This is a genomic window from Nonomuraea soli (genome assembly GCF_013761175.1).
GTDB classification, from domain to species: Bacteria; Actinomycetota; Actinomycetes; order Streptosporangiales; family Streptosporangiaceae; genus Nonomuraea; species Nonomuraea soli.
This window is the reverse complement of sequence record NZ_JACDUR010000008.1, coordinates 606,895-621,404: the sequence shown is the minus strand read 5'-3', so window position 1 is coordinate 621,404 and position 14,510 is coordinate 606,895. Positions and strand designations below refer to the sequence as shown.

Annotated in this window: 5 protein-coding genes; all 5 read left to right on the top strand. The window is 74.8% G+C overall.

All coding sequences use genetic code 11. The features are described 5' to 3' along the window. Window positions 1–6 precede the first annotated feature (6 nt). Genes HNR30_RS39040 through HNR30_RS39020 form a run of 5 tightly spaced genes read left to right on the top strand, consistent with a single transcriptional unit; the run spans window position 7 to window position 14,510 of the window. On the top strand, window positions 7–1,368 hold the full coding sequence (locus HNR30_RS39040) for a DUF6002 family protein (protein ID WP_181615148.1): 1,362 nt from the start codon (window positions 7–9) through the stop codon (window positions 1,366–1,368). Beyond that, on the top strand, window positions 1,365–2,999 hold the full coding sequence (locus HNR30_RS39035; RefSeq protein WP_181615147.1) for a beta-ketoacyl synthase N-terminal-like domain-containing protein: 1,635 nt from the start codon (window positions 1,365–1,367) through the stop codon (window positions 2,997–2,999). Before HNR30_RS39040 ends, HNR30_RS39035 begins: the two co-directional genes overlap by 4 nt. Beyond that, window positions 2,996–5,989, top strand: coding sequence for a thioesterase domain-containing protein (locus HNR30_RS39030; RefSeq protein WP_181615146.1), 2,994 nt, complete (start codon window positions 2,996–2,998; stop codon window positions 5,987–5,989). The genes HNR30_RS39035 and HNR30_RS39030 overlap by 4 nt, the downstream gene beginning before the upstream one ends. Next, the gene (locus HNR30_RS39025) at window positions 5,986–9,306 is read left to right on the top strand and encodes a non-ribosomal peptide synthetase (protein ID WP_181615145.1); all 3,321 of its coding nucleotides are present in this window, start codon (window positions 5,986–5,988) and stop codon (window positions 9,304–9,306) included. The genes HNR30_RS39030 and HNR30_RS39025 overlap by 4 nt, the downstream gene beginning before the upstream one ends. 11 nt (window positions 9,307–9,317) lie before the next feature. Beyond that, entirely contained in the window at window positions 9,318–14,510 is a 5,193-nt protein-coding gene (locus HNR30_RS39020) for a type I polyketide synthase (RefSeq protein WP_312894964.1), read from the top strand.

Sequence of the window (14,510 nt, the reverse complement as noted above, 5' to 3'; positions counted from 1 at the left end):
GCCAGCATGACCCAGTCCGTCCTCACCCCCGCCACCCGGCACGCCAACCTGCTCGTCGACTTCTACGACAGGCTGCCGCGTTCCATCGCCGCGTGCGTCGACGACCCCTCGCCCGTGCGCGAAGGCGCCGCCTTCTCACCAGGTTTCCTGCTGCCGGAGCTCGACGGCCCGATGCGGGAGTTCCTGTCGGTGGCCACCGCCGCCTGGCAGCCCATGGGCCAGTACGGCGGGCACGCGCTGACCCTGCTCGACCTGACCCGCAACCCGGGCACCGGCACCACCAAGACCTTCGCCTCGCTGCTGATCGTGGCGCGGGCGGTGGAGTACATCAGGCGGTACGGCGAGCCGGTCACGATCTTCTCCCCCACCTCGGCCAACAAGGGCACCGCCCTGCGCGACGCCGTCCTGCGCGCGATCGAGACCGGCCTGGTCGAGCCCGACCAGCTGCGCGTGGTGATCCTGGCCCCGGCCTCGTGCGCGGCCAAGCTGCGCTCCAGCCGCCTGTCAACCGACCCGGGGCTGCGCGCGCTCAACCCGCTGCTGCTCTACACCGGCGAGGAGCCCGAGGACGTCAAGGCGATCGGCCGCGCGTTCGCCGACAAGCACGGCGGCGAGGTGGACGGGCGCCTGTGGTACTCCCTGGATCTGGCCAACTACCTGGTGGCCGACACCGCCCGCGCCTTCTTCGAGCACGAGGCCGACCCGATCGGCGCCACGCCCCGGCTGCACGCCCACGCCGTCTCCAGCGCCTTCGGCATGCTCGGCTACCACCGGGGGCGTGCCGTTCTGGAGGACGACGGCCTGGCCTCGCCCGACACGCGTCCCGCCACGCTGCTGGTGCAACACCTCGGCACGCCCGACATGGTGCTCAGCCTGCGCCACGACTCCTTCGACCGCTCGCACCTGCCCGCCTTCCAGCCCGACGGCCGCGGCCTGTACGCCCAGTCGGCCGACCCGCGCTTCCCGCAGGTCACCTACGACCCGCACGAGGTGCTCGACCCGACCTTCTACACCCACAGGCCCGCCACCTCCCCGGCCATGAACGACCTGATCGCCCGCTTCGGCGGCGACGGCATCGTGGTCTCGCTGGCCGAGTGCGTCGAGCGTTACCCTCGGCTGCGCGAGCTGCTGGCCCCCACCGGCTGCGCCCTGCCCGCCGACCTGCGCACGCTGCGCGAGTGGTCGCTGGTCATGGCGATGACCGGCGTGTTGAACGCGGTGGACCGCGGCCTGGTCGAGGAGGGCCGCGACATCGTCGTGCACGGCTCCGGCTCCTACGGCGTCGCCGACTACACGCTGCTGGAGCAGGAGGCGACCACCCCGGTCGCGTCGGTCGAGGACGTCGCCGAGGCGGTCCTGCGGCCGTGAGCGAGCTGTCTGTCGCCGTCGTGGGGATGGCGGGCCGATTCCCCGGCGCGCAAGACGTGCATGCCTTCTGGCGCAACCTGCTCGACGGGGCCGACACCGTCCACGACTACACCGCTGACGAGCTGCACGAGCTGGGCATCGAGCCCGGCAGCTCGGTGCCTGCCGGAGGCAGGCTCGACGGGGTGGCCGGGTTCGACGCGGGCTTCTTCGGCGTCCCCGGCGAGGAGGCGCTGCGCATGGACCCGCAGCAGCGGCTCTTCCTGGAGCAGGCCTGGCTGGCGCTGGAGGACTCCGGATGCGACCCGGAGTCCTTCGACGGCCTGGTCGGCGTCTTCGCCGGAGCCTCGCCGAACAGGTACTTCCTGTTCAGGCAGTTCGACGGCGACTGGAACCACCCCGCCGGGTGGGCCGCCGACTACCTGACCGCCCAGGCCGCCTACCGGCTGGGCCTGACCGGGCCGGCCATGGCCGTGCAGACCGCCTGCTCCAGCTCGCTGGTGGCGGTGTGCATCGCGGCGCAGAACCTGCTCGACTTCCGCTGCGACGTGGCCCTGGCGGGCGGGGTGAGCGTCACCGAGCCGCGCTTCCGCCACACGCCGGGCGGCCTGGTCTCGCCCGACGGGCGCTGCCGCGCCTTCGACGCCGACGGCAAGGGCGCGGCCTACGGCAGCGGCGTCGCGGTGCTGGCGCTCAAGCGCCTCGACGACGCGCTGCAGGACGGCGACCACGTCTACGCGGTCCTGCGCGGCTGGGCCGTGGCCAACGACGGCGCCGCCCGCGCGGGCTTCGCCGCCCCCGGGCTCTCCGGCCAGGCGATGGTCGTGGCCGAGGCGCTGGCCGGGGCCGAGCTGGCACCCGCCGACATCGGCTACGTCGAGGCGCACGGCAGCGGCACCACCACGGGCGACGCCATCGAGATGGCAGCGCTGTCACGCGCCTTCGGCGCCGGTCTGCCTCCGGGCTCGATCGCCGTGGGCTCGGTCAAGACCAACGTGGGCAACCTCGACGCGGCCTCCGGCGTGGCCGGGCTGGTCAAGGCGGTGCTGGCCGTACGGCACGGCGTCGTTCCGGCCAACCTGCACTTCTCCCGGCCCAATCCGGAGATCGACTTCGACACCTCGCCGTTCTTCGTGCCGGTCAAGAACCACGACCTGCACGTACGGCGGGCAGGGGTCAGCTCGTTCGGGCTCGGCGGCACGAACGCCCACGTCATCGTCGAGCATTTCGACGAGCCCGAGCGCGCCCCCGAGAGCGGCGGATGGCGCCTGCTGCCGGTGTCGGCGCGCACGCGCTCCGCGCTCGACGACGCCCTGACAGCGCTGGCGGACTTCCTGGAAGCCGTTCCGTGCCGCCTGGACGACGTGGAGCACACGCTGGCGGGCCGGCGTGCCTTCGAGGAGCGCGCGGTGGTGCTCTGCCGCGACGTGCCCGAGGCGGTGGCGGGACTGCGCGCCCTTCTGGCGGGTCTGGACGCCCTGCCCGGCGACGCTCCGGCCGAGCTGCGGGCGCGGGCCACGGCGTGGCGGGCCGGCGAGGGCGATGTCGCTCCGGCAGAAACGGGTGCGCGGCGTATACCGCTACCCGGTTACCCCTTCCAACGCGAGCGTTACTGGATCGAGGTGGGGTCGTGAGCCGCTGGTTCACCGTCGCCCAGCCCAGGCCGCAGGCCCGGGCACTGCTGTTCTGCCTACCGTACGCGGGGGCGGGCGCGGGGGCCTTCCGCGGCTGGGCGGCCGCCGCCGACCCGGGCCTTGAGGTCGTCGCCGTGGTGCCGCCTGGCCGCGAGCACCGCTACTCCGAGCCCGCCGCCCTGGACGTGGGCGAGCTGGCGGAGCGGATCGTCGCCCGCGCCGACCGTCCGTACGCCCTGTACGGGCATTCGATGGGCGGGCGCGTCGGGTTCGAGCTGATCAGGGAGCTGCGGCGGCGGCAGGCGCGTCTGCCCGAGCGGTTCTACCTGGGCGGATGCCGCCCGCCCGACCTGGTGGAGCCCCTCGACGGGCTGGCGCACGCCTCCGACGAGGACCTGCTGGCGGGACTGACCGAGCTGGGCGGCATGCCGCAGGAGGTGCTCGACTCCCCCGAGCTGCTGGCTGTGGTGCTGCCGACGCTGCGCGCCGATTTCCTCTGGCTCCACGACCACCGGTTCACGGCCGAGGAGCCGCTGCCGGTGCCGATCACCGCCTTCGGCGGCGCCGACGACCCGGTCACCGAGGTGATGGGCCACTGGGCGACGCACACCGGCGCCGGGTTCCGCCTGCACGTGGAGCCGGGCGGGCACTTCTTCCTGCACGGGTCCATGGAACGGATCCTCACCGCGGTCGCCGCCGACCTGCTGGAGCGGCCGCACCTGACGCCGCTGGGCGACACCGGCTGGTCGGTGTGGCGAGAGGCGATCCTGCGCAGCACCGGCTTCCCCGCCGAGGGGCTGGAGCTGTTCACCGCGCCCGAGGCCGCCCGCGCGGCCGACGCGTTCCTGGCGGGCGACGGGTTACGCGAGCACTTCGAGGCGGCCTTCGACGCCGCGGTCGAGGTCTGCGCCGCCCAGGCCACGGAGCTGGCCGCCGATCCGCTCCTGCGCGAGGCTCTGACCTGGCAGAACCGCACGATGCTCCCCTCGCTCGACGGCCTGGCCACGCCGGGGCCGCGCAACCACCGCCGCCGCTCGCGCGAGCTGATGCTGGCCAAGTACTGGCAGCGCTACTGCGCCAAGAACGAGACCATCGGCTTCTTCGGCCCCGTCGCCTGGACCAGGATCGACCCCGACGCCCCGGCGATCACCCTGGCGCCCGGACCCGGCCTGCTGCGCGAGCGCCGGGTGGGCTTCGAGGACTGGGCGATCCGCGCCTATGCCGCGCGCGTCGCCGCCGATCCCGCCGTGCGGCCCACGCTGCCGGTCGCGCTCCAGCCCCACCTGTGGCTCGAGGAGCGGCTGCTGCACCGGCCCGCCCACCCGCCGCTCCAGCTGTCGGCGCCCGAGGCGGCCACGCTGGCCCTGTGCGACGGGCGGCGCAGCGCGGAGAAGGTGGCCGCCGAGGCGGCGGGCCAGGCGGGCATCCGCACCCCGGCCGACGCGATGGTGCTGCTGGAACGCCTGCACGAGCGCGGCCTGCTGTCGTGGGGAGAGCTGCCGCAGGAACCCGACTGCGAGGTGCGGCTGCGCGCCCTTCTCACGCACGGCGACTCCGCCGGGCACCGGCAGGCACTCGACGGGCTGGAGCGGTTGTGCGCGGCCCGCGACCGGGTGGCGCACGCCGCGGGAGACCCGCACGAGCTGCGCGAGGCGCTCGACGCCCTCGACGCCGAGTTCTCCGACGTCACCGGGCTGCCGCCGCAGCGCAAGGCCGGGCAGACCTACGCCGGGCGCGGCCTGGTCTACGAGGACACCACCCGCGACGTGGACGTCTCCTTCGGCGGCCCCGTCCTCGACGTCCTGGCCGAGCCGCTGGCGCTGCTGCTGCGCGCCGCCCGCTGGCTGAGCGCCGAGCTGGCCTCGGCCTACGGCGCGGCGCTGCGTGAGCTGTATGAGGAACTGCGCAACGGGGACGAGCAGGTGCGCCTGGCCGACCTGTGGTTCCTGGCGCAGGGCGCGCTGTTCGGCACCGGGCCGCGTCCCGTGGACACCGTGGCGGCCGAGTTCGCCGCCCGCTGGTCGGAGGTGTTCGGCCTGGCCGGCGACGTCTCGGGCCGGGAACTGCGCTTCACCGCCGCGGGCCTGTCCGAGGCGATCGCGAGGGCCTTCCCCGCGGCGCGTCCCGGCTGGTCGACGGCCCGCCTGCACAGCCCCGACCTGCAGATCTGCGCCGAGAGCGCCGAAGCCATCAACAACGGCGACTTCTTGGTCGTGCTCGGCGAGCTGCACGCCGCCTGGCCCACCTTCGACTGCGCCGTGTTCACCCGGGCCCACCACGATCCCGAGGCGCTGCGCCGGGCCATGGCCACCGACCTGGGGCCCGACCGGGTGCGCCCGCTGGCTCCGGAGGAGTGGCCGCGCCACACCGGCCGCATGGCGGGCGACCTCGACGGCCCGACCGACCGGCAGCTCGGCTGGGCGGCGGCGCCAGGCGCCGACCCCGACCGGCTGCTGCCGGCCGCCGCGGTGCTGGTCGCCGAGGAGGAGGGCGAGCTGGTCGCCCGCTGGCCCGACGGCCGGCGCAGGCCGCTGCTGGAGATGTTCGCCGGCCTGGTGTCGATGCACGCGGTCGACGGCTTCAAGCTCACCGCCGCGCGCGGCCACACCCCGCGCCTGACCATCGACCGGCTGGTGGTGGGACGCGAGACCTGGCGCACCACCGCGGGAGAGTCGGGGCTGGCCGGGGTGCGCTCGGAGCGGGAGGCCTACCTGGCGGTGCGGGCCTGGAGGCGCGCGCTGGGGCTGCCCGAGCGGGTGTACGTCAAGCTCGCCACCGAGATCAAGCCGACCTACGTGGACCTGGGCAGCCCCGTCTACGCGGCGCTGCTGTGCGCCATGGTGCGCAGGGCGGGCGACCCCGGCACCCGCCTGGTGGTCACCGAGATGCTGCCCGGCCCCGAGCAGGCGTGGCTGACCGACGCGCAGGGGCGCCACTACTTCACCGAACTCCGCCTGCACACCACCGACCCTCTGGGGGCACAGTCATGAGATCGCTTCCCGATCTGGTGCTGGAGCACGCCGCGCGGCGCCCGGACGCGCCGGCCGTACGCCAGTGGGAGCAGGTGGTCACCTACGGCGAGCTGGCGGCCGGGATGCGAGCGCTGGCCGGAAGGCTGGGCGAGCTCGGCGTCGGACCCGACCGGCTGGTGGGCGTGTGCCTGCGGCGCACACCGTCGATGGTGACGGGCCTGCTCGGCGTGCTGCTGGCGGGCGGGGCCTTCGTGCCGCTCGACCCCGACGGGCCGCCCGCGCGCCGGGCCGAGATCGTCGCCGACGCCGGGCTGGACGTCATCGTCGTCGACGACGAGACCGCGGGATCGGTGACGGCCGAGCACCTGGTCCGCGTCGGCGACGTCCCTGGCTCACCGATGTCCTCCGGCTGCCCGGCGGGCCCCGGCCACCTGGCCTACGTCCTGCACACCTCGGGTTCCACCGGGCGCCCCAAGGGCGTGATGATCAGCCACGCCGCCATGTCGGCCTTCGCCGAGAACTGCGGCGCCCTGGTCGGCGCCGGCCACGACACCAGGACGCTCGGCTTCACCAGCCTGCTGTTCGACGTCTCGGTCTCCGAGCTCATGGTGACGCTGGCGGCCGGCGGCACCCTCATGCTGGTCGGCGAGCACGACCGCAGGGACGCCGCCAGGACGCAGCGTTTCGCCGCCGCCCACGAGGTCACCTTCGCCACCCTGCCCGTGCCGCTGCTGCCGCTGCTCGACCCCGACGGACTGCCGTCGATGCGGGTGATGATGACCGGAGCCGAGGCCCCCGGCCCCGAGCAGGTCGAACGCTGGTCGGCGGGCGGCAGGCGGTTCCTGAACGCCTACGGCCCGACCGAGGCAACGGTGTGCGTGGCCGCGTTCGAGACCGGCGGAAGCTGGACGCGTCCCCTGCCGTTCGGGCGTGCCTTCGGCGGCCATCACCTGCACGTCGTCGACGACGACCTGCGCCCGGTGCCGCCAGGGCAGCCGGGCGAGCTGCTCATCGGCGGCCCCGGGCTGGCCAGGGGCTACCTCGGACGGCCCGCCCTGACGGCGGAGCGGTTCGTGCCCGACCCGTGGGGCGAGCCTGGGGCGCGGCTGTATCGCACGGGCGACCTGGTGGTTCTGCAGGACGACGGGGAGCTGCTGTTCCTCGGCCGCGCCGACCGGCAGGTCAAGATCCGCGGCCAGCGGGTGGAGATCGGCGAGGTGGAGACCGTGCTGCGGGCCCATCCCCAGCTCGCCCACGCCGTCGTCGAACTGGTCGAGGGCAGGCTGGTCGCCTTCTGCACCCCGGCCACCGCGACCGCCGAGGAGGTGCTGGAGCACTGCGCCCAGCGGCTGACCGGCGCCATGCTGCCCTCCAGGGTGGTGCTCCTGCCCGAGCTGCCCCTGCTGGCTTCGGGAAAGGTCGACACCGCCGCGCTGCGTGAGGAACGGGCGCTCCGGGCGCCAGAGAGCGATCTCGAACGGCGTGTCGCCGCCATCTGGCAGCGGGTCCTGGGCACCGCCACCGCCGGCCTGGACGACGACTTCTTCGCCCGCGGCGGCGACTCCATCAGCGTCATGGCGCTCGTCGCGGCGATCAGGTCGGAGCTGGACAGGTCCGTCGCCGTCGAGGACGTCTACGCGGAGCGGACCCTGGCCGGCGTCGTGCGGGCGCTCGGGCGGGCCGAACCGCTGCCGCACGGCAGCGCACCCGCGCTGACCCCGGCCCAGCGCAGGTTGTGGTTCCTCGACAAGCTCGCCCCCGACAGCTCGGCCTACAACATCCAGATCGTCGAGCACCTGCGCGGACCGCTGGACGCGGAGGTGCTCGGCAAGGCGCTGGCCGCGGTGGCGGCCAGGCACGAGGTGCTGCGCTGGCGGGTGCCCGACACGGGCGGCCTGCCGTACGTCGAGGTGGACCCGCCGGGCGACGCGCCGTTCATGGTGACCACCGGCGAGCTGGACGAGATCGTCCAGGCCGAGGCGGGGCACCGTTTCGAGCTGGCCACCGGGCCGCTGTGGCGTGCTGTGCTCGTACGGCGCGACCACGACGACCACGTGCTCGTGCTGACCTTCCACCACGCGGTGTTCGACGGCTGGTCGCAGCGGCCCCTGCTGGAGGACCTGTCGCGCGCCTACCGCCACGGACCGCTGGAGACTCCCCCGGCCTCCTTCGCCGACTACGCCGCCTGGCGCGCCGCCAGGGACGGGCGGCGCGGCCCCGCGGACCTGACCTGGTGGCGTGAGCACCTGGCGGGCGCCGCCACCGTGCTGGAGCTGCCCGGCGACCGGCCCAGGCCGCCCGCGCAGACCTACAGCGGCGCGATGGTCACCCGCCGGCTGGCCGCCGACGTCTCCTCCTGCGCCCGCGAGCTGGGCGTCACCGTGCCCGCGGTGCTCCTGGCCGGGCTGGGCGAGCTGCTGCGGCGCGTCACGGGCCGCGACGACCTGGTGATCGGCACGCCGATCGACGACCGGCGCCACGAAGCCTTCCAGGACCTGGTCGGCTTCTTCGTCGAGATCACCCCGCTGCGGCTGCGCATGGGCGAAGGGGACAGCTTCGCCGAGCGGGTGGAAGCCGCCTCCGACGAGCTGCTGTCGGCGCTGGCCCACCCGGGCGCCACGCTGGAGACGGTGGTCGAGGCGCTCGCGCTGCCCCGCGACCCGCGCCGCCCGCCGCTGGTGCAGGTGCTGTTCAACGTCTACAACTTCCCCCCGCCGCACCTGGACCTGCCGGAGGTGGCGGCGGGCAGCCTGGAGGCCGGCCAGCCCGGCTCGCCGTTCGACCTGACCGTCTACGTGGCCGAGCGCGACGGCGGCCACGCCGTCGACTGCGTCTACAACACCGACCTGTTCGACCGCTCCAGGATCGAGACGCTGGTCGCGGCCTACGCCGCGCTGCTGGAGCAGGGCACACGCGAGCCGTCGCGGCCGGTCGCCGGCCTGCGGGCCGACGGCCTGGAGTCGCTGCGGGCCGGGATCCTCTCGCCCGCCCTGCCAGAACGTCCCGCCTCCAGGGGCGGCACCGCCGTCACCGAGACCGAGCAGCTCGTCGCCGCCATCTGGTGCGAGGTGCTCGGCCGCGAGTCGGTCGGCGTGGCCGACAACTTCTTCGACGCGGGCGGTACCTCCATGGCCCTGCTCGTGGTCCAGGACCGCCTGACCGCGCGGACCGGGCGGCGGCCCGCGGTGGTGGACCTCTTTCAGCACACGACCGTCCGCGCGCTGGCGAGCTACCTCGACGGCGACGCGGGCGCACCCCTTCTCAACCGGGCCGACCAGCGGGCGCAGGCGCGCCGCCAGCGGTCCGACCAACGCAGGAAGCGAGGCCGGCTGTGACGGAGTTCAGCGTGGAACCCATCGCGATCATCGGAATGAGCGCCAGGGTTCCCGGAGCCGGTGACCTGGCGCAGTTCTGGCGCAACCTGGTCGACGGCGTCGAGTCGGTGACCGTCTTCAGCCGCGAGGAGCAGCTCGCGCTGGGGGTGAGCGAGGCCGAGCTCGACGACCCCGCGTTCGTGCCCGCCGTGCACGTGCTGGCCGACATGGAGGGCTTCGACGCGCCGCTGTTCGGCATGAGCGCGCGCGAGGCCGAGCTGGCCGACCCGCAGCAGCGATTGTTCCTGGAGCAGTCGCACGCCGCTCTCACCGACGCCGGCTACGACCCGCAACGCTACGACGGCGAGATCGGCGTGTACGGCGGCGCGGGGCCCAGCACCTACCAGTGGCTGAACCTGCGCACCAACCCGAAGGTCGCGGGCGCCGGGCTGCTGGGCCTGTCGGTGGGCAACAACCCCGACTACATCGCCACCACCGTCTCCTACCGGCTCGACCTGCGCGGACCCAGCCTCAGCGTCACCACGGCCTGCTCCACCTCGCTGGTGGCCGTCCACCTGGCCTGCGAGGCGCTGCGCAACGCCGAGTGCGACATGGCGCTGGCCGGAGGCGTGTGCGTCGAGTTGCCCTACAGCCGCGGCTACGTCGCCCTCGACGGCTACACCTCCGCCTCCGGGCACGTGCGTCCCTTCGACGCCGGAGCCGACGGCACCATGTGGGGCAACGGCGTCGGCGTCGTGACGCTCAAGCGGCTGTCGGACGCGCTGGAGGACGGCGACCACATCCGCGCCGTCATCCTGGGCAACGCCATCAACAACGACGGCGCGAGCAAGGTCGGCTTCTCCGCGCCCTCCCTGCAGGGGCAGGCCGAGGTGATCGCGCAGGCGCTCGGCATGGCCGACGTCGACCCGCGCACGATCGGCTACGTCGAGGCGCACGGCACCGGCACCGCGATGGGCGACCCGATCGAGGTCGCGGCGCTGAGCGCCGTCTACGGCCGCGACAGCTCCGAGACCGGCTGGTGCGGCCTGGGCTCGGTCAAGTCGAACCTCGGCCACCTGAGCCAGGCCTCGGGCGTCGTCGGCCTGATCAAGGCGGTCCTGGCGATGGAGCACGGGCTGATCCCGCCCACCGTCAACTACGAGCGGCCCAACCCGGCCATCGACTTCGACTCCAGCCCCTTCTACGTCGCCTCCAGCCTCACCAAGTGGGACGACACGGGTGCTCCGCGCCGGGCCGCGGTCAGCTCGTTCGGCATCGGCGGCACCAACGCGCACCTGGTGCTGCAGGAGGCCCCGTCGCGGCCCGCCGTACCCGAGGAGACGCGGCCCCAGCTGATCCAGCTGTCGGCCCGCACCCCCGCCGCCCTGGAGGCCGCCAGGGCCAGGCTGGCCGACTTCGTGGCGCGCGAGCCGCGGCTGCGGCTCGCGGACGTGGCGCACACGCTGCGCGCGGGCCGCCCGGCCCACCGGCACCGGGCCGCGATCCTCGCCGACGACCCGGCCGCGCTCGGCGACGCGAAACGCTGGCAGAGCGGCACGAGCACCGGCCCGTCGGTGGCCTTCCTGTTCTCGGGGCAGGGCGCGCAGTACGCGGGCATGGGCGCCGGCCTGTACGCGGCGGAACCGGTGTTCGCCGCCGCCGTGGACCGCTGCGCCGAGCTGCTCCTGCCCGAGCTGGGCGTGGACGTGCGCGGCGAGCTGACGGCCGAGGACCTCGGCCGGACCGGGCTGACCCAGCCCGCGCTATTCACCATCGAGTACGCCCTGGCGTGCCTGTGGCAGGAGTGGGGCGTACGGCCCGCCGCGATGATCGGCCACTCCATCGGCGAGTACGTCGCCGCCACCGTCGCGGGCGTCTTCACCCTGCCCGACGCGCTGCGTCTGGTGACCGCGCGCGGCCGGCTCATGCAGTCGATGCCGCCCGGCTCGATGCTGGCCGTGCAGCGCGACCCGGAGGAGCTGGAGGCGCTGCTGCCCGACGACGTTCGCGTCGCCACGGTCAACGGCCCCGGCGCCTGCGTGGTGGCCGGGCCGGCCGAGTCCGTCGACGAGCTCGCGGTGCGACTGCGCGCCGCCGGGCTGCGCTGCACGCCGCTGCGCACCTCGCACGCCTTCCACTCGGCGATGATGGACCCGATCCTGGGCGAGTTCACCGCCGTGGTCGCCTCGGTGCCCCGGCGTGCTCCCGAGATCCCGTTCCTGTCTAACGTCACCGGCGACTGGATCACCGCCGAGCAGGCCACCGACCCGGCGTACTGGGCGCGCCACCTGCGCTCGCCCGTGCTGTTCGGGGCGTGCGTGCGCACCCTGGTCTCCGAGGGCGCGTGGGCGCTGCTGGAGTGCGGTCCCGGCAAGCAGCTGTCGAGCCTGGCGCGCATGCAGCTGCGCGAGGCCGTCGCCGCCGGGGCCTTCGCGCCCGCGGCGAGCCTTCCAGGACCGGGCGAGAAGAGCGACGACCTCACCGTCCTGTACGGCACGGCGGCACGGTTGTGGGTGGCGGGAGTTCCCGTGTCGCCGCCGTCGACGGGGCGGCGTGTGTCGCTGCCCGGATACCCGTACGAGCGCACCCGCCACTTCGTCGAGGCGGGCGCCGGGGCGGTGAGCGCCGCCCCCGCCGCCCCGCGCACGAAGGACGACTGGTTCGAGGTTCCCGTGTGGCGGCAGCTGCCTCCCATCGGGCCCGGCGAGCCGCTGTCGGGCTGCGTGCTCTTCGCCGACGGCGAGCGCGCCTCCCGGCTGGCCGGGAGCTCCGTCGTGGTGGTGCGCCCCGGCGACGCCTTCGCGGCGGTCGACGGCGGCTTCACGCTGCGGCCGGGAGCCGCGGAAGACTACGAGGCTCTGGTCGCGGCACTCGGCGAGGGCACGCACGACCAGGACACACCGGCGCCCGGAGGGCCGCACGAGCACGGCACGCCGGCACTCGGCGGGATCACCCGGATCGTGCACGCCTGGGCGCTCGACGGCGAGCCGGCCGGTGACGATCCTGGCGCCGTCGAGCGCGCGCAGGAGCGCGGCTTCCTCAGCCTGCTCCTCCTGCTCCAGGCTCTGGGCGGCGCGGCAGAAGGGCTGCGGCTCGACGTCCTGACCGAGGGCACCCAGGACCCCCTGGGCGGCGACCTGACCCGCCCCGAGCACGCCACCGTGGCGGGCATCGTCCGCGTCGCCCCGCTGGAGCTCGACGGGCTCACCGTGACCCACGTCGACGCCGACCGGGCGACCCCGCGATCCGCCGTCCTCGCCGAGCTGCACCGCCCCGCCGACGGCGAGACCGTCGCCCTGCGCGGCAGGCGCCGCTGGCAGCGCCGCTTCGAACCCCTCACCGTGCCCGACGGCGCGGCCGCCGTCCGCGAAGGCGGCCGCTACCTGGTCACCGGCGGCCTCGGCGGCATCGGCATCACCCTGGCCGAAGAGCTCGGCACCCGCCACCGGGCCAGGCTCGTCCTGCTGAGCCGCTCGGGCCTGCCCCCACGCGAGGAGTGGGACCACCCCGGCGACAGCCGTACGGCCCGCGCCATCGCGGCCGTGCGCCGCATCGAGCAGGCCGGAGGCCAGGTCACCGTCGTCACCGCCGACGTCACCGACCCGGCGCCCGACCGGGTGCTGGCGGCCTACGGCGGCCTCGACGGCATCATCCACGCCGCGGGCCTGCCAGGCGACGGCATGATCGAGGTGCGCGACCCGGACCAGTCCAGGCGCGTCCTGGCGCCCAAGGTCACCGGCACCGTCGCCCTGGCGCGCGCCTTCGCCGGCCAGGACCTCGACTTCATCGCCCTGTGCTCCTCGGTCACCGCGCTCACCGGCGGCGTCGGCCAGGTCGACTACACCGCCGCCAACGCCTTCCAGGACGCCTACGCCCGCGCGGCCACCGGCACGCGTGTGGTGTCGCTCAACTGGGGCGCCTGGCTCGAGGTCGGCATGGCGGCCGAGGCCGCGGGCACCGCGCCGGCCGAGCCCGTCGCCCACCCGATGATCCGGACCAGGAGCGGGCAGCTGGCCAAGGGGCTGCTGTCGGCCGCCACCCACTGGGTGCTCGACGAGCACCGCATCGGCGGCACTCCGCTGCTGCCGGGAACCGCCCAGCTGGAGTGCGCCAGAGCCGCCTTCGAGGTCTGCGTGCCCGCCCCGGGCGACGGTCACGCGATCGAGCTGAGCGACGTGGTCTTCGCCGAGCCGCTGGCCGTACCCGACCGCACCGAGGTGAGCGTCGCCATCGCGCCCGGCGGCCGCTTCGAGGTGGCGGCCGGCGGCCGGGCCCGCACCGCCGGCGCGGCCGCCTGGGTGCCGTCAGGGCCCGCGAGCGTCGATCCGTCCGTCCTGACCGGGCGCATGCGGCCGGCCGAGCCGCAGACGGGGCAGAGCGCGATCACCTTCGGGCCGCACTGGCGCGAACCCGAGCAGGTGTGGCACGGAGACGGCGAGGAGCTCGCCCTGGTCGAGGCGGTCTTCCCCGAGGAGGCCTCGCAGTGGGTGCTGCACCCCGCCCTGCTCGACGTGGCCACCTCGTTCGGCTCCGCGCGCGGCGGCACCTACCTGCCGCTCGGCTACGGACGGCTGCTGGTGCACGCTCCGCTGCCCGCGCGTTTCTACAGTCACCTGCGCCGGCGCAGCACCGGAGCGGAGGTGGTCGCGGCCGACCTGACGCTGTTCGACGAGAGCGGCGCGGTGCTGGTCGAGATCGAGGAGTTCACGCTGCGGCGGGTGGACCCGGCGCAGCTCGATCTGGCGGGCGCGCGATCTCCCGAACCCGCCGGGACCGGGATCAGGCCCGCCGACGGCGCCGCCGCCTTCCTGCGGGTCCTGGCCGCCGACCCCGGCCCGCAGGTCGTGGTCAGCGCCACCGCGCTGGCGGAGATCGCCGAGCGCGAGCGCACCCCCGCCGCCGCGCCCGAGCCGGCCGGACCCGTCGCCGAGCGCTCCGCCCCGTACAACGCGCCCTCCACCGAGCTGGGGGCCACCATCGCCCGCATCTGGGGCGAGGTGCTCGGCGTGGCGCGGGTCGGCGCCGACGACGACTTCTTCGACCTGGGCGGCAACTCGCTGGTCGCCGTCCAGCTCATCGCCCAGGTGCGCGCGGCGACCGGCGTCAAGCTGCCGATGCGCACGCTCTTCGAGGCGCCCACCGTCGAGCAGATGGCCGCCCGCGTCGAGCAGCTCAGCGCCAAACCGCAGGCGCCCACCGCCATCCCGAGACTGGCCCGGAGGTAG

Excerpts from the sequence above, each read along its gene's own strand:
- HNR30_RS39040 (WP_181615148.1), top strand. The coding sequence starts at position 7 with ATGACCCAGTCCGTCCTCACCCCCGCCACCCGGCACGCCAACCTGCTC.
- HNR30_RS39025 (WP_181615145.1), top strand. The coding sequence starts at position 5,986 with ATGAGATCGCTTCCCGATCTGGTGCTGGAGCACGCCGCGCGGCGCCCG.